The sequence below is a fragment of the Polyangiaceae bacterium genome, assembly GCA_020633235.1.
Classification (GTDB): Bacteria; Myxococcota_A; Polyangia; order Polyangiales; family Polyangiaceae; genus JACKEA01.
In genome coordinates this window covers 1-15,968 of record JACKEA010000016.1, presented here as the reverse complement: position 1 = coordinate 15,968, position 15,968 = coordinate 1, and the positions used below count along the sequence as shown (strand labels likewise).

Here is a 15,968-nt window from a genome sequence, read left to right as displayed (position 1 = left end):
CCGCCACCGCCGCTTCCGCCCCCGGCGCCCGCGCTCGCTCCCGTTCCCGAGCTCCCGCCGGTGCCCGCGCCACTTCCGCTCCCGCTGGAGCACGCCAACGACACACAGCCCAAAGCCACGAAAGCGAGCACGCCAATCCTCATGACCGCCGTTCGTTGTCCGGCGCGCGCCGGGCGTTCACGCCGCGACGGGGTTCGCGCCGGACCAACATCAAAATGAACAGGGTGTTGGCCCGGCGCGGAGGCTCGCTCAGTAGGTGAGGGACTCGCGAGCGGCGTTGGCGATGTCGGGATCCGGATGCTGACCGAGCTCCGTGAGCAGACGCTGCGCTTCGCGATCCTTGTTCTGATCCCCGAGGCCGCGGACGATGGCCCACATCACGTCCCGGCTCGGGTTCTGCGCGAGCTTCTGCCGGTAGTAGGCGACCAGCTGCGGCGCCGGGGCCAGGCGCGCCATGCCACGCATCGCTTCCGTGCGGACCTCTTCCGACGGGTCGTTCTCCGCGGTGTGCTGAATCAGCGGCAGCAGTTGCGGGAACTGGCTCAAGTTCGCGAACTGGAACGCCATCGCGCGGCGCACGTCCTCGCTCTGATCCGCCAGCAGCCGCTGGGCCATGGTCCACACCCACTGCATCTGGTTCTCCGGCTGCCAGTGGAGGTTCTCGGCGATCGCCTCGCGCACCTTCTGCGACGGGCTCCCGAGGTGCTTCTCGTACACGGCGCGCGCCACGTCCCCGTGGCCGTAGTTGTGCGCGAGGCACAGCGTGCCGATGCACGCGGACTGCACGTCCTCGCTCGAGTCCGTGTCGCACTGCTGTGCCACGCCGTACACGATCTGCGCATCATCCCGGAAGTCGCTCAGGGCGGACACGCCCGCCGCGCGCACGGCCGGGTCCTGGTCCTGTGCCAGCTGGATGAGGAGCTCGCGCTTGCCCTGAAAGCGCTCCGCGGCATTGAAGCGGAGGTTCTCCGCCACGGTCTTGCGCACGTGGGGGTCGCTGCTCTGGGCCAGTTGCTGCACCATCTGCAGTGCGCCCTCTTCCGCGAACTTGCAGGCCGCCTTGATGACCTCGTCGAAGGTCTCTTGGTCGAGCCCCGGCGTGTTGGCCACCGTGTACAACGACTGCAGGTGCTGCGGCTGCACGCGGTTGTCGACCAGGTTGGCCCACGCTTCCAGCGCCTTACGCCGCACCCGCACGGTGCCGTTCTGCATGTACTGAGACAGCACCGGCTCGACCTCCATGTACTTGCCGGCATCCGAGTAGCACTCGAGGAACAGCTCGTAGAGCGCATCACACAGCTCGTCCTCGTTCTGGCTCTGCAGGCCGGGGAAGCGCCCGAACACCTCCGGCAGCGGCATGGCGAAGTGCTCGTTCTTGTCCGCCGGCACGACCTTGAGGTCCGCCTCGGCGCTGGGATCCTTGACGGACGGAATGTCCGCAACCGCTTGCACCTTGTAGCTGACGTTGTGCGCCGACGGCAGCGTGTCCGGCGGAACGGTGATGCGAAAGCTGAACTCGTGCTGCGCGCCCGGCGGCAGATCCATGCCCGCGGCCACGACCTGCTCCCCCACCACCCGGGTGTCGATGTTGGGCAGGCCGCCCTCGTCGTTCGACTGCACCGACACGTAGATCAAATGCACCCGAAGGTTCGTGAGCTTGAGCGGCTTCTTGCCGCCCGTGAGCCACACCTTGCCGCCGACCACGCCCCCCGGGGAGCCCTGCGGCCGATCCAGTGCCAGTCGCAAATCCGTGCCGCCGCCAAACATCGCGTCCAACAGGCCCATGAGCCGTTCCTTTCGCCTTGCCCCACTCGGGGCGAACCCTCGGTAGCGCCTGATACGCTGGCGCGGTCCTGGGACTTCCTCCAGCTCTTTCTTCGTTTGTTTGTTGGTGCGCCGCGGCCACACCGCGGTCCGGCACCCGGATTGCAATGAAGCGTCACATGGCCGTTTCTCTCGAGCTCTCCTCCGACGAGGCCCGGCTCTTGCTGGAACACCTCGCCGCCCATTTGAAACACCTCGATGCGGAGCTCGTCCGCACCGATCAGCACGATTTGCAGCACGCCCTCGCCGCCGAGGTGCGATCGCTTCAAGCCATCGAAGAGCGCCTGTCCCACGCTGCGCCCCCGTGAGGTGTCGCAGAGTTTGCGGCGCGCGCTGCCCCGCAGCGTTTTTCGTGTGGTCAGGGGTGAACCGGATGGGCACGGTCTCGAGTGGCCGAAGGCATTCCGAACGCCGAATCCAACCACAACACCGCCGCACTCGTGGGGATCGCGCCTCGACAATTTCGTTCGGATCCGAACGGTTCTCCCGCCGCGCGATCCCGTGGCGAGCGAGACCCGCGTACTTCCGAAGGCACGCGGCGGCGCGTGCCTTGCTGCGAAGTCTGATGCACGAGGCAGTCGTCAGAGTGTCAAGATCTCGTAGCCGCTCTCGGTGACGAGTACGGTGTGCTCGAACTGTGCGGAGAGGGAACCGTCGCGGGTCACGACGGTCCAGCCATCGTCGAGCGTAACGACCTCGGCGGAGCCGAAGTTCACCATGGGCTCGATGGTGAGCGCCATGCCCTGGACCAGGCGGCGGCCGCTGCCGGCCGCGCCGTGGTGGGGCACGTGGGGCGGCAGGTGCATCTCGCGTCCGATGCCGTGGCCGCCGAGCTCCCGGACCACGCTGCAACCTTCGCTGTGGGCGAGCTCCTCGATGGCGGCACCCATGTCGCCAAGCCGCGCGCCGCTGCTACCGGTAGGGCATCGCTTCCTCGCCGAAGTGCGGGAGGTGCTGTCCGCGTTGGAGCAGGCCGTGGTTTCCGTGCGGCAGCCACCTTAGAGCGGGTCTCAAAACCTCCCGTCGCCGTGCGGCCGATCCATCCGCGCCTTCTCCCACGACGCGCGCTCAAGCCCAGGCCCCTTGGGAGGCCGCGGTTTTCGCGTAGTCCGCGAAGTCTCGCGCGGGTCGGCCCAACGCCTCTTGGACACCGCTTGCAACCCAAGCATTGCGGCCATCGAGGACCTCCGTGAACAGGGCCGTCAGGAACTCGGCGATCTCTCTGGGCAGGACGTGTGAGAGCTCTGCGCAGTAGGCCTGGGCCGATACCGGGACGTAGCTCACGCACCGTCCGGTCGCCTGGGCAATCTCCCGCGCCGCCTCGGCGAAGGTGAGCAAGCGCGGCCCGGTCAGCTCGTACAGCTTGCCGGCATGCTTCGCGTCCGTGAGCGCCGCCACCGCCACGTCGGCGATGTCGTCGACGTCCACGAAGGGCTCGGACACGTCCCCGGCGGGGAGCGCGACCGTGCCGCTCATCGTCGGCTCGAGCAGATGGCCCTCGCTGAAGTTCTGGGCGAACCAGGAACAGCGCAAGATCGTCCAGCTCAAGCCGGAGCGCTGCACCACCTGTTCGCCGCGCTGGGCCTCTGGCTCGCCGCGGCCGGACAGCAACACGACGCGACGAACACCCAGGTCCGATGCGACGTTACAGAACGCCTGCACGTGGTCTACGGCGCCTGGCACCGCCAGATCCGGGGCGTAGGCGAGGTACACCTGCCGCACGCCCTGAAGGCAGGGCGCCCACGTCTCCGGCCGCTCCCAATCGAAGGCCGGATCGCCCTGCCGGCTGCCGATGCGCACGGGCACGCCAAGGGCCTCCAGGCGCCCTGCGACACGCCGGCCCGTCTTGCCGGTTCCTCCAATAACCAGAGTCACTTCCTTCGCCTTCATGGTGTCTTCCTTTCTGCCCGGTGGGCTTCGGGAGACACCTTGGGGCTTTCAGCAGCATGAATCCAACGGTAGGATTTCATGTGCGCATGAACGATATTCATGATCTTGTCGGTGTGGATCTGAACCTGTTCGTGGCTTTCGACGCGCTGGCCCGCGAGCGCAGCGTGACGCTGGCAGCGAGGCGACTCGGAGTGACGCAGTCCGCGATGAGCCACACACTCCGGCGCTTGCGCGAGCTGCTGGGCGATCCGCTCCTCGTGCGAGGTCAAGGCGGGATGGTGCTCACACCACGGGCCGAGGCCCTGGTCGTTCCCTTGCGGAGCTCGCTCGTCGCTCTCGGTCGCACGCTGACGGAGAGCACGCAGTTCGATCCCAAGACCGCGGAGCGGACGTTTCGCTTGGCGACACCGGATCTGTTCGACGTGCTCGCGATCCCGCCGCTGCTCCATCGCATTCGAAAGGAAGCGCCCAACGTCGACCTGCACGTGGTCCCCGTGCAGCGACGGCGTCTGGCGGACGAGCTGGAGACGGGCGACGTGGATCTGGCGGTGATTCCCGAGTCCACCGCGCTCGAAAGTCACCTCTCGGACGCGGCGCCGGGCCTGTCGCAGCGAACGCTGTTCCGCGAGGGGTACGTGTGCCTGCTGCGGGCGGCGCACCCGGTGCTCGGGGGAGCCACGAAGCTCGGCCTGAAGAAGTACCTCGAGCTCGGTCACGTCCTGATTTCTCCCAGCGGCGAAGGGCCTGGGGTCGTGGACTCGGTGCTGGAACAAATGGGCAAGCAGCGGCGCATTGCGCTCCGGATCCCGCACTTCTATCCAGCGACGGCCATCGTGAAGCAGAGCGACTTGGTCCTGACGGCGCCCCGGGCGCTGGCGTCCTTGGCGGATCGCGGCCTGGCCGTGGTGCCCGTGCCCGTGTCGGTCCCGAAGCACACGTTGAAGCTCCTGTGGCACCAGCGCTTCGGCGACGACGCCGGCCATCGTTGGTTGAGGGAGCTCTTGACAGACATCGCGAAGGACGTGCACCAGGGCGTGGAAGGCGCGCCATGACGCGAGTGTTGCTGAGCGATGGCTCGGGGCTCACGAGCCGCCAAGTGGCGACGCGCCTCGCCGTGGCCGGGCACACCGTGGGCGCGCAGGCACCCAACGCGCTGGTGCTCACACGCTTCACGGGTTGGGCGAGAGCTTGTCATGGCATGGCGCGCTCTCCCTCGATGTGGTGCTCGCGCCGGACGGACCACGCGTCATCGACGTGAACCCACGCTTGGTCGAGCCGGGCAATGCTTGGCGCGCGGGCGTGGATCTGGTCGGCGCGATGATGGAGCTCGCGCGGGGTAACGCGCCCCGGCGCCAGGCGACGGGGCGACCCCACGTGCGTACGCACCAGCTGTTGCTCGCGGTGCTGGGGGCGGCGGAGCAGGGCCGCGGCCAGCGGGGCGTCGCGCGCGAGCTCGTGAGCGCGTGGCGCCGCGCTGGACGCTATGCAAAGAGCGCAGAAGAGCTCACGCCGGTTCGAGGCGACCGGCGTGCAGCGCTGCCGCTGTTGGTGGCGTCCGCGGCGACCCTCGCGCGCCCCGAAGCGCACGTTTGGTTCACACGAGGATCCGTAGCGGCCTACGCGCTGTCGCCCGACGGCTGGCGCCGCATCTTGGCAGCGGCGGAGGTCAAGCCTTCACGTTCTGGATGATGGCCTTGGCGGTGTCGTGCAGGGCCTTCGAGAGCTGGCTCAGGAACTGGAGCATCTGCGCCTGCGTCCGCATGGCGTCCTGCAGGTCCAGTTGAGTGAGCGCAGTCATGTCCGACACCGATTGGAGCTCGGATTCGAGCTGGTGCAGCAGCGCCTGAGCCTCGGCCTTCGTCATTTTCTTGCTGTGCGTCTTGCCGTTGGCATCCACCCAGGTCACGGTCCGTGCCTTCGCGTTCCCCCAATCTTCTAGCTGGTCGTGCACGTCGGAGACGGAATTCCGCAGGCGCTTCGCCGCGCTGAGGTTGATGTCCGTCGCGTGGGCGGACTTGGCGAGCTGTGCCGACTCGGCATCCGCCGCGGCCTGCAGCGCGAGGGCGGCGACGGCGTCGGCGTCCTTGCTACCGAGCAGCTTCAAGTCGTTGCGAATGGCGCTCACGACGCTCTGGGTGAGCGCGGGCTTCTTGCTCTTCGCCGAGGCGTGCACCGCCGCCGAGAGTCGCGCCCCCACCCGAGCGAGCGCCGCCTTCTGCGCAGCGTTCAGCTTCTTTTCCAGCGAGGCGGCCTTCGCCTCCTGAGCCTTGGAGAGGTGAAGCGCGCTCCGGGCCAACTTGACCTTCAGGTACGCGGCCTTCACCGCCATCTCCTGCTTTTCGCTCGCCTTTGCCGCGGCCACCTTGGGCGCCGCCTTGAACTTCGGAGCTGCGTTAGCGCTACCGACAGCCAGCAAAATGGACACGACCCCAACGACGAACGACTGCTTCATGAACCCTCCTGCCGGAACCGTAAGGTGTATCGACGGTATGTCAAAGGGTTTCCGTTGGAGTCGTTGCGGCGCGACGGGGTTCGCGCCGGACCAACATCCAGAGAACAAAGGAGTATGCTGAGCGGCATGGTGCGGTGGATCGCGGGCGTGGTTTGCGCGCTGATGGTGGCAGCGTGCTCGTCGGACGAGTCGAGCGCGAGCGCGCCCGGAGGTGGCGGCGCCGCGGGGGCGAGCACGGGTGGCGCTGCTGGCAGCAGCAGCGGTGGCGCTTCCGGAACGGGCGCGGCGGGTAGCGGCGGCGCGGCGGGTAGCGGCGGCGCTTCCGGCAGCGGCGGGAGTGCTGGCAGCAGCGGTGGGGGCGGCGTGCCCGGCATCGTGCCGGGCTCCAGCTGGGACACGAAGGCTCCAGGCGACGTGGGCCTCGACGCCGCCAAGCTCGGTGACTTCAGCGCTTCCATCGCTGGCCGCGGCGTGGTCGTCAAGGACGGCTACCTCGCCTACGAATGGGGCAACGCGACGCAAGCCGGCGACATCGCTTCCGCGGCCAAGCCCATCTACGGATTCTTTTTGTACCAGGCGATCGAGAAGAACATGATCTCCAGCCTGGACGAGAAAGTCGCGCCGCTGATTCCCGGCCTCGACGTGCTGAACCCGAGCCTCGGCAACAAGGATGCAAACATCACCTTTCGCCACTTCTCCACGCAGACCTCCTGCTACGGAGTGACGGAAGCCCCAGGGGAGGCCTTCGACTACAACGATTGGCAGATGGCGTTGTTCTGGGACACGTTGTTCCTGAAGGTGTGGGGCGCCAGCTACGACGACGTCGACTCCAAGGTGCTCGGGCCCGAGCTGTGCTCCCTGATCCAGTGCCAGGATTCACCCACCTTCCTCGCCTTCGGCAAGAACGACCGCCCGGGCCGCGTGGCCATCTCACCGCGAGACTTCGCGCGCTTCGGTCTCTTGTATCTGCGCGGTGGCAACTGGAACGGCACGCAGCTCTTGCCCGCCGCCACCATCGTCCAGATCGTGACGACGCCGCTACCGAACTCCATCCCGCAAACGAAGGGGCAAGAAGCGGAGATGCTTGCGGGTCAGCGCAGCATCGGCTCTTCCCAAAAGCCGGACAATCAGACGGATCACCTCGGCAGTTACAGCAACATGTGGTGGATCAACGGCGTGGATCGCGACGGCAAGACACTCTTGCCCTCCGCGCCAACGGACACGTACATGGCCAGCGGCCACGGCAGCAAGCGCGCCGTCGTCGTGATTCCGAGCCTGGATTTGGTGGTGAGCTGGAACGACACCAACATCTCCGACTTCGCCGGGGCCAACCAGGCTTTGGGGCTGCTGCTGCAAGCCGTGAACTGATCTGGTTTTGTTGGTCCGCCGCGGTCACGGCTATTTCGCCACGTAGTCCTTGCTGATCGACGCGCCCTTCGCCTTGGGCGATCGCTTGAGCTTGGTGGACGAGCCCCAGCCCTTGGGCGCCTTCTTGTACTCGTTGACGTTGTCCGCCGCGGTGTCCTTCCGTTCCGGCGGCGCGCTCTCCACTTCTTTCACGAAGCGCGCCACGGCCTCCGGGCCCACCACCGTGTTCTTGGCCTTGGGATCCGCGTCCAGGGCGTCCATCGCGGCGGTGTTCGAAAGCACGTCCTGGAACAGCGTGAACAGCCGCCGGTTCGCGAACCAGCGCGCGCCCCGCACCTTGCCTCCAACGGCATAGGCCATCCCGACCACCGCGGCTCTCGGCTCGATGGCGTCGAGCCGGGCTTGGATGGACTTCGATAGCGCGGCGCGCCGTCGCGCGATGGTGTCGTCGTCCACCGTGGCGAGCAGCGTGCCGCTGGGAGCCGACTTGCCGCTCTTGGCGTTCACCTTGGCGACCTCCGACCACACCTCGCCCTGGTTTGCCTCGTATTGACCGGCCGCGCGCACCTTGCTGGTGGCCAGCTGCTTCAAGGCCTCGAACTTGCCGCCGGTCAGCGCGCCGTTACGCACGCCGGTCCAGCGACCATGCTCCACGCAGAAGGCATCGACGGACGCCACGGTGTGGGGCGCGACCACGAAGTCTTGGCCGATTTGCCGATCTTGCTTGCCGCCCTTCACGATGGTGCCGGCCAGCACGAAGATGGAAGCGTCGCCCTTGTTCTCGAGCACCAGCTGGCCAACGGTGGCGCCGCCCAGTGGGGAATCCTCGGCGCCGTGCTCCCGCACCTCCGCCGTGCCGTCCTCCAACGCGGACTGCAAGGAGATGATGGGGCCCAGATCCACCTGCTTTTCGGAGTAGATGGGAAACACCGTCACCGTGCCGAGGGGCAGGGCGCTGCCGACGCGTATGCCGTCTTCGAGGAGCACGCTGCTTTCGGGGATCTCCGGTGCAGGAAGCGGGGTTATCGATGGCTCGCGTTGGGGCCACTTCAGAAGCAACGCGGCCAGGGCCACGGCGGCAAGGCCGAGCGTGACCAGCATCCATCGGAGCGCACGTATCCACCGCGCCTTCGTCATGAACGGAGCCTCCGCGTAGAACCGGGCGGACTGCCCGGCGGAACACGAGGCTCATCGCGGCGGGGCGAAAGAGTGTGACGTCCCAGCTTGTGGGACTCTCGGAGGGGAGGTGGAAGTTTCCCGTCTGGGTGTGTTGGTGGACTGCGCCTGCTCGATTCTTCATTATCGAGAAGGAGGTTCTCGATGACCCGTTCCAGCTTGGCTTTTTCGATACTGACGTTGCTCGTGTCCGCCTACGGCTGCGGCGGAGGGGACTCCAACGCGGGCCTGGGCAGTGGTGGCGCCGCGGGGAGCAACACCGGCGGCGGAAACACGGGCGGTGGCAACACCGGCGGAAGTGCCGGAAGCAGCAGCGGCGGCGCGGCTGGAAGCAGCAGTGGCGGCAGCGCGGGAGCGAGCACGGGCGGAGCTGCGGGTAGCGCGACGGGCGGCGCTGCTGGCGCATCGAGTGGCGGCGCTGCCGGGGCGTCGAGCGGCGGTACCAGCGGCACCGGCGCCACGGGCGGCACCGGCGCCACGGGTGGCACCGGCGGCACCGCGTCGTGTACCGAGGCGAACACCGGCAATCCCACTTGCGACGCGTGTCTGAACCAGAACTGCTGCACACAGATCAAACAGTGCGCGTCCAATCCGGCGTGCACCCAGCTGGTTGCGTGCTTGCTGCAGCACTGCTCCGGCGTACCCGCGAACCAGCTCCAGGGCTGCGCCTTCCAGAACTGTGGCCAGTTCCTCGGGGGCGCCAGCGGCGCCATCGCGATCCAGCAGTGCCAGCAAGCTCAGTGCCAGAACGCCTGCTGACGTTGTTGGCGGCGGGCCTCGTGGGCTGCGCTCACGACCCGCCCCCCAAGAGCTCGCCTCCGACGGCCGTCACGGTCGCAGCCGTGCCGACCGTCAGCGCGCCGCCCGCAGCAGCGCCTGAGGCACCAGCTGCTGGCGACGAGATCATCGGCACGCTCGCTACGAGCAAGGGCATGGTGTCCCTGGGCGAGGTGCTCTTGAACGTGCACGACGTGGAGGCCCATCTCGGAAAAGACTGGCGCCGCCACTTGGGTCGGCGCGTGCGGGCCCACGGTCGGCGCACGGTGTACCAGTGCGGGCCCCAGGAGCAGTGCCTCATCGACGGCTCCATTCCACTCTTGACCGAGGTGAGCGACGTGTCGCTCTGCAAGGGGAAGGTGGACTGCCCGCTGTCGGAAGCCGACGTGGAACGCTGCGTGGCGTCGTGCAAAGTGGAGAGCGACCGCTGCGACGAAGCCGCGGGCAAAGAGACCGGCGCCCAGCGGCGTTGCGGTTGCGCCTGGGTCAGCTGCGAAGACGGCTGCAAGGACGACGGCGAAGTGCTGTTTCTGTGCCGCTGAGGGCGGCCCCGACGGGTATCGCGCCGCAGCGACATCATTCTTCGAGATAATGTCGGTCCGCCGCGCAACCTCGCGTGCCCGATGCGCTACGAGGACCTCGTAGTACAAGGCCCTTGTAGTCAGCGTGCGCTGACGCTGCCGAGCGCGTTCTCGTTCTTTGGATCCTGCCCCGCGATGGTCGCAAAGGCGACGAGCAGCAGGGCACCGAGAACCAGAGTCAAGATTTCCGGCCAACGTCGCATGCCCAAAGCATGCTCGCGCGCGGTGACGTTCTAGAGCAGCAAGCGCTACGTTTCCGTCACTTCTTCTCGCGCAGGGCGAACCACGTGAGGTAGGTGACGCCTTCTCCGGGGTCCAGCGTGATGCTGGCGCCGTCGCTCGAGACGTGACCCGTGGCGGCGGGGCCGAAGGCGCCGGGCGCGAGGTTCTGATCGACGTAGTAGCTGCCCATGGTGAGGAGCTCCACGGGCGTGTCCGCGGCGAGACCGGTGGTGTTCGTGAACGTGAGGCTGGCCTTGGCGGGGGTCTTGCTGCCCTTCTCCAGGAAGGTCGCCTCGAAGGGAGCGACGGCGTAGAGGGCGAGGACGTTCAGCGAGGGATCCACGAACGTGTCGCGTTCATCGTCAGGCACGGTGAGGACGCGGAACTCGGCACCGATGGGCCCCGCCGTCACGTCTTCCACGTCGAGCTTCACGTCGACGCCGTCCGGTACGTCCAGCGTGACGTCGCCCGAGGTCGCGCTCTGCGCGGGGGCGCCGGAGCCGGAGACGGACAGCTCGCTGCCCGAAGCCGGAAGCGTGAGCACCAGCCGGCTGCCGGCGTCCACGAGGGTGTCCGGCGCGTCGGTTGGGAGCTTGTAGTAGAAGCCGGCCTTCTCTGGTCGCGCGTGGACCAACAAGAAGTAGGCGGAGAGATCGATGTGCGCCTTCACGTCCACCTCGAAGGCGCCGCTGCCGTCGGACTGACCGTAATAACAGATGTCACCGCAAACGCTGACCGGCGCGTTGGTCACCGCCGCGCCGCTCTCGTCCATGAGGGAGCCGGTCACCTGGGTAACGCACACGCCGGTGGTGGCGTCGTCGTCGCACTTCGCCTGGGGCGTGCTCTTTTTGGGATCGTCCGACGACGAGCCACAGGCGATGGTGAGGAGGGAAGCAGCGGCGAAGGGCAGGACGCGAAGCAGGGACATCGAGCTTCAGGGTCCCCCACGAGAAAGTCTGCCGCAAGGCTCGCAAGTGTGGAAAAGCTCACGAGAAAAAATCGAGCGCTGGGGGTAACCGAAGCCTGCGCCGCGCCATACTTCAGCTCGGGAGAGGTTTGTAATGCGCGCGATTCGAGTCTGGCTTTTTGCAGTGTTGGCCGCGGCTTTGCTCTTGGGATGTGGATCGTCCTCCGACGAAAAGGAGACGAAGAAGACACCCAGCGAGCCATTGGGGGCGCCGTTCGCGATCGCCGGCGATCCGGTGGGAGATGCCGTGCCCATCGCCGCCCAAAAGCCGGTGCCCCGAGAGTACGGCCATCCGGTGGAGCTGACCAAGCCGGCGGACCGCAAGCAGGCTCCCGAGTCCGGGCTCACCAAGGTGGGGGGCTGGTTGAACACCACGCGCGCCTTCACCGGGGAAGATCTGAAGGGCCGCATCCTGATCCTCGACTTCTGGACGGCGGGTTGCATCAACTGCATTCACGTTGCGGCCACGCTGGAGACCTTCGCGCACAAGCACGAGACGGATCCCATTCTGGTGTTGGGGGTACACGCGCAGAAGTTCTCGGCGGACGCCCCGCCGGAGGTGGTGCGCGCGCAGATGGAGGAGCTGGGCATCACCCACCCGGTGGCCATCGACTCCAAGCATCAAGAGTTCTCCGACTGGGAGGCGCCCGGTTGGCCCACCCTCTTCGTGGTCGACGCGCACGGTCGCATCATCAAGCAGATCGGTGGTGAGCCGTCCGTCGAGTACCTCGACAACATCGTGGAGTCCGCGCTGCACGAGCAAGCGGCCGAAGGCGGCTTGGCCACGGAGGCCCTCGACTTCCTGGGGCGCGAGAAGGACCCGAGCGCGCCGCTGTCCAGCCCGGAGAAGGTCATTCCCACCGCCACTGGCTACGCCATTGCGGACAGCGGCCACGATCGCGTGGTGCTCACGGACGACAGCGGCGCGACCACCGACGTGATCGGCGATGGCACCGAGGGCACGACAGACGGCGACTACGCCACCGCCCGTTTCTTCGCGCCCAAGGGCTTGGCGCTGATGGGCAACGTGCTGTACGTCGGCGATACCGCGAACCACCTGATCCGCGCGGTCGACTTGACGAACAAGACCGTCACCACGGTGGCCGGAACTGGGAAGCGCGGCGGCGTGCTCCACGACGGCGGCAAGGCCCTCGAGACGTCGTTGGCCTCGCCCTGGGACCTCCTCGCGGTGGACACGCGCATCTTCGTGGCCAACGCGGGTACGCATCAGGTCTTCGTGTTCGATCCCGCGGCGGCCACCGTGGAGCCGTTCGCCGGCAACGGGTACGAGGGCTTGGTCGACGGCACCGCGGACGAAGTGCGCATGGCGCAGCCCAGCGGCTTGGCCAGCGATGGAACCTATCTGTACGTGGCGGACGCCGAGTCCTCCAGCATCCGCAAGATCGACATCGCCACCGGCGCAGTGACCACGCTGGTGGGGCAGGGACTCTTCGTGTGGGGTGCCGAGGACGGACCGGCGGCGAGCGCGACCCTTCAGCACGACCAGGGCTTGGCGCTGGACGGCCAGACGCTGTACATCGCGGACACCTACAACTCGAAGATCCGCGCCCTGGATCTGTCCACCATGATGGTGTCCACCATCGCCGGGGATGGCTCCCCCCCACCCTTCTTCTACCCGGGCGGGCTCACCGTGGTGCCTTCCGACAGTCAGATGCTGCTGGTGGCGGACACCAACCACGACACACTGCAGCTGGTGGACGTGACGGGCACCAAGGAGCCAGTGCGCTGGGACGTCACGGGGCTTTCGCCCCCGTGACCCGGGACAGAAGGTCGTGGAAGACCTTCTTCGCACGGGCCACGTCGCGTTTCTTCGCACCGGTGCTGCACAGCTCCAAGGAGATACTCTCCAGTGCCGAGATGAGCGCCAAGTAGAGCATAGGGTCGTGCTTCTGGCCGGTGCTGTGCTGCACGGCGTCGCCCATCAGATGCACTAGATCGTCGCGGAACCGCCGCCGCAGCGGTGCAAGCTCCGAGTCCATCCGCATGGCTTGCTCGATGAGCACGCGCATCAGCGGTCCGCTGCTCACGTGCGCATCCAGATAGACGTCGAGCCCGAAGCGGATGCCATCCAGCGGATCCGACGCCTCCGCCGCCGCGCTTCCGATGGCACGCACCAGCTCCGAGGTCCCGAGCTCGTACAGCGTGCGGAGCACGTCCTCCTTGCTGCGGAAGTACTTGTAGAACGTGCGCCGCGCGATGCCCGCGCGCTGGAGGATGTCCTCCACCCGGGCGTCCGCGTAGCCGAGCTCCACGAAGACCTGGGCCGCTGCCGCGACGATGGCGCCCTGGGTGGGGCGCGCGGTCACCGCCAGCTGCATCAAGTCCGGAGCGGTCAGGTTCACTGGAATACGCGATGTATGCCACAAATCCGCGCTGAATTCAGCGTTGCAACGGAACGAGGTAGATTCTAAGTATACATGACGTATACATGCCTGATGAAACGTCTCCCGTGGCTGCTGTCAGCCGGCGCTCTGCTCTTGCCTCGGCTTGCCCAGGCCCAGACGAGCCGCGAGGACATGCGCTCGGACTTGCGCTCGTACTACGGCGGTGAACGGACCTCCGCCTACGTCGTCGCCGGTCTCGGCGCCGCGTCCGTGGGCAGCGGGGCGTACTTGGTCACCCGGGATTCCGACTTCGCCCGCGGGCTCGGTTGGCCGCTCTTGACGATGGGCGCCCTCGAGGGCGTCGGTGCCGTGTTCTACGCCTTCGAGGTGGGCTCCGAGATCGAGCACTATGAGGGGCTGCTGGATTCGGATCCCGCACGATTCAAGCGGGAGGAGCTCGAGCACATCGACGGCACCACGTCGCGATTCGTGTTCTACCGTGCCACGGAGCTGGCCCTCACCCTCGGCGGCGCCGGAATCGCGACCTACGGCTTCGCCGCGGACAAGGACCTGTGGAAGGGCATCGGGATCGGCGTCACGGCCATCGGGCTTCCGTTCCTGATCATCGACACCATCAACAACACCCGGGCCCAGCGCTATCAGGATCAGGTGAGCGCGTTTTCCCCCGGGGTGTCGGTGAAGCTCCAGCACCGCGACTGGATGATGTCCTTCGGCGGGCGGTTCTGAGTGTCAGGACACCTGTTCTGACACCTCGTGGGGCGAGACCCGCAGAAAACATGCTGAAGGCGCCCACGCGAGTGAATTCCTTCGGCAGCGGCAGGGCTGCTTTTCCCGATGCCGTTCATGGAATGGCGCGTGCAACCGGGCCGAGCGGAGGTTCCGGTGACGACACGGCGGTACTTGTTCCAGGCTCTGCGAGCGGGGCTCCTGGCGGCGATGACGGGGACTGTGGCCCTCGCATCCGGCTGCGCGAGTGACATCGGTGAGAGCGCCCACGCGGGCTATGAAGAGGTCGGAACGGCGGGAGAAGAGCTCTCGACCAAGTGCGGCGTGAGCAAGTACAGCTCCGTGCAAGGCGCCGACGTATCCGCGTGGCAGGAGAGCTTCAACTGGAACGCGCAGAAGAAGTCCGGCATGGACTTCGGCTTCGCTCGGGTGAGCCACGGGCTCGGCTACGTCGACGCCTACTTTCCGTCGAACTGGAAGAAGATGAAGGCTGCGGGCATCTTGCGCGGCGCCTACCAGTACTTCGACCCCGGCCAGAGCGCGACGAAGCAAGCGGAGCTGATGGTCAAGAAGGTCGGCAAGCTGGGCAAAGGCGATCTTCCCTGCGTGATCGACGTGGAGATGACCGGCGGTCAGTCCCCCGCCACCATCGCCCAGAAGGTGAAGACCTGGCTCGACATCGTCGAGAAAGGGACCGGCAAGAAGCCCATCATCTACACCGGCGCTTACTTCTGGCAGGACAACGTGAAGAGCACGGCCTTCGGCAGCTACAAGCTGTGGATCGCCGCCTACGGTCCGAGCTGTCCTTCGCTCCCGCCGGGGTGGAAAAACTGGGCCTTCTGGCAGTATTGCGATGGACAAAAGCAGTACTGCAAGAACGGCCAGGGCTTCGACCGCGACGTGTTCAACGGATCGAAGGCGGAGCTCTTGAAGCTGGCCGGCGGCGAGAAATCCTTGAAGGCCAAGTCCGTGCGCAAGTGGAGCAGCGCGCGACGCTTCCGCGGCAAGCAGGCCGACTATGTGGCGTGCGCCGGGGATCCCGTGAAGCTCTCGTTCACCTTCCGCAACGTCGGATCCGCGGTGTGGCGCGACGTGAAAGGCCGGGGCGAGCATGCCGGGAGCGACGTGTACCTGGTGACGGCCAACGGCAAGAAGGATCCGGTCACCCATCACAAGCGCTACAGCGTGAAGCAGAACAAGAACGCCCACGTGCGGGGCGACCACAAGGCGAAGAACTGCAGCACCAAGAACGGCTGTCGCAAGACCACGTTCGTCAACGGCGCCATGAAGGGCACCGCGCCAAAGAAGCCGGGCGTCTACCACTCCCGCTGGCGCCTGCGCGACTACAGCAAGGCGTGGGGCAAGCACTCCAAGGGCTTCGGCCCCAAGGTGGACTTGAAGCTCCGGGTGGTTTCCTGCGAGGTACCCAAGCAGTTCTGTGGCTGCCGCGTGTGGTGCAGCGACGGCAAGCACCATGACCTGGCCGCCAGCATCGATAGCGCCGCCGCCTGCAAGTCCGTGGGCGCCACCTACTGCAAGCCGGACAAGCTGCTCTCCTCCAGCTACCAAGCGTGCAGCGCACCACCGGCGCCGCCGGCGCCCACTCCGCCGCCGCCCAG

The 15,968-nt window shown here is 66.9% G+C and carries 16 protein-coding genes; 9 read left to right on the top strand and 7 right to left on the bottom strand.

The window, feature by feature from the left end:
- Nucleotides 1-249: 249 nt before the first annotated feature.
- A complete protein-coding gene (locus H6717_42295; protein ID MCB9583739.1) occupies nt 250-1,785 on the bottom strand; it encodes a HEAT repeat domain-containing protein in 1,536 nt (511 codons plus the stop codon).
- 158 nt (nt 1,786-1,943) lie between these two features.
- Here H6717_42295 and H6717_42290 point away from each other — a divergent pair, with 158 nt between their 5' ends.
- The gene (locus H6717_42290) at nt 1,944-2,132 is read left to right on the top strand and encodes a hypothetical protein (protein MCB9583738.1); all 189 of its coding nucleotides are present in this window, start codon (nt 1,944-1,946) and stop codon (nt 2,130-2,132) included.
- 273 nt (nt 2,133-2,405) lie between these two features.
- Here H6717_42290 and H6717_42285 read toward each other — a convergent pair whose 3' ends face one another.
- The gene (locus tag H6717_42285; GenBank protein MCB9583737.1) at nt 2,406-2,714 is read right to left on the bottom strand and encodes a M24 family metallopeptidase; all 309 of its coding nucleotides are present in this window, start codon (nt 2,712-2,714) and stop codon (nt 2,406-2,408) included.
- A 178-nt stretch (nt 2,715-2,892) separates the two neighbouring features.
- Nucleotides 2,893-3,714: an NAD(P)H-binding protein gene (locus H6717_42280; protein ID MCB9583736.1), complete on the bottom strand. Its 822-nt coding sequence runs from the start codon at nt 3,712-3,714 to the stop codon at nt 2,893-2,895.
- Between the two features lie 86 nt (nt 3,715-3,800).
- Between H6717_42280 and H6717_42275 the strand changes: the two genes are divergently transcribed.
- A complete protein-coding gene (locus H6717_42275; protein ID MCB9583735.1) occupies nt 3,801-4,766 on the top strand; it encodes a LysR family transcriptional regulator in 966 nt (321 codons plus the stop codon).
- A gap of 124 nt (nt 4,767-4,890) precedes the next feature.
- Nucleotides 4,891-5,403, top strand: coding sequence for a hypothetical protein (locus tag H6717_42270; protein ID MCB9583734.1), 513 nt, complete (start codon nt 4,891-4,893; stop codon nt 5,401-5,403).
- On the opposite strand, the gene H6717_42265 is transcribed toward H6717_42270, so the two are convergent.
- A complete protein-coding gene (locus H6717_42265) occupies nt 5,381-6,166 on the bottom strand; it encodes a hypothetical protein (protein MCB9583733.1) in 786 nt (261 codons plus the stop codon). The two genes, H6717_42270 and H6717_42265, sit on opposite strands and share 23 nt — an antisense overlap.
- Nucleotides 6,167-6,292: 126 nt before the next feature.
- Between H6717_42265 and H6717_42260 the strand changes: the two genes are divergently transcribed.
- Entirely contained in the window at nt 6,293-7,534 is a 1,242-nt protein-coding gene (locus H6717_42260; GenBank protein ID MCB9583732.1) for a hypothetical protein, read from the top strand.
- Nucleotides 7,535-7,564: 30 nt separating this feature from the next.
- On the opposite strand, the gene H6717_42255 is transcribed toward H6717_42260, so the two are convergent.
- Complete coding sequence (locus H6717_42255) at nt 7,565-8,671, bottom strand: hypothetical protein (protein MCB9583731.1); 1,107 nt, start codon at nt 8,669-8,671, stop codon at nt 7,565-7,567.
- 183 nt (nt 8,672-8,854) lie between these two features.
- On the opposite strand from H6717_42255, the gene H6717_42250 reads away from it, so the two are divergent.
- Together H6717_42250 and H6717_42245 are read left to right on the top strand one after the other, a co-directional pair.
- On the top strand, nt 8,855-9,469 hold the full coding sequence (locus tag H6717_42250; protein ID MCB9583730.1) for a hypothetical protein: 615 nt from the start codon (nt 8,855-8,857) through the stop codon (nt 9,467-9,469).
- On the top strand, nt 9,451-10,029 hold the full coding sequence (locus tag H6717_42245) for a hypothetical protein (GenBank protein ID MCB9583729.1): 579 nt from the start codon (nt 9,451-9,453) through the stop codon (nt 10,027-10,029). Before H6717_42250 ends, H6717_42245 begins: the two co-directional genes overlap by 19 nt.
- A 298-nt stretch (nt 10,030-10,327) precedes the next feature.
- On the opposite strand, the gene H6717_42240 is transcribed toward H6717_42245, so the two are convergent.
- Entirely contained in the window at nt 10,328-11,218 is an 891-nt protein-coding gene (locus H6717_42240; GenBank protein MCB9583728.1) for a hypothetical protein, read from the bottom strand.
- A 133-nt stretch (nt 11,219-11,351) separates the two neighbouring features.
- Between H6717_42240 and H6717_42235 the strand changes: the two genes are divergently transcribed.
- Nucleotides 11,352-13,034, top strand: coding sequence for a redoxin domain-containing protein (locus H6717_42235; protein ID MCB9583727.1), 1,683 nt, complete (start codon nt 11,352-11,354; stop codon nt 13,032-13,034).
- Here the strand turns inward: H6717_42235 and H6717_42230 are convergent.
- Nucleotides 13,012-13,620 (bottom strand): TetR/AcrR family transcriptional regulator, encoded by a 609-nt coding sequence (locus tag H6717_42230; GenBank protein MCB9583726.1) that lies wholly within the window; start codon nt 13,618-13,620, stop codon nt 13,012-13,014. The two genes, H6717_42235 and H6717_42230, sit on opposite strands and share 23 nt — an antisense overlap.
- Nucleotides 13,621-13,713: 93 nt before the next feature.
- Here H6717_42230 and H6717_42225 point away from each other — a divergent pair, with 93 nt between their 5' ends.
- Together H6717_42225 and H6717_42220 are read left to right on the top strand one after the other, a co-directional pair.
- Nucleotides 13,714-14,349, top strand: a complete 636-nt coding sequence (locus H6717_42225) for a hypothetical protein (GenBank protein MCB9583725.1) — start codon at nt 13,714-13,716, stop codon at nt 14,347-14,349.
- Nucleotides 14,350-14,505: 156 nt separating this feature from the next.
- Nucleotides 14,506-15,968 (top strand): hypothetical protein (locus H6717_42220; GenBank protein ID MCB9583724.1); only part of this gene is annotated, 1,463 nt, incomplete at its 3' end.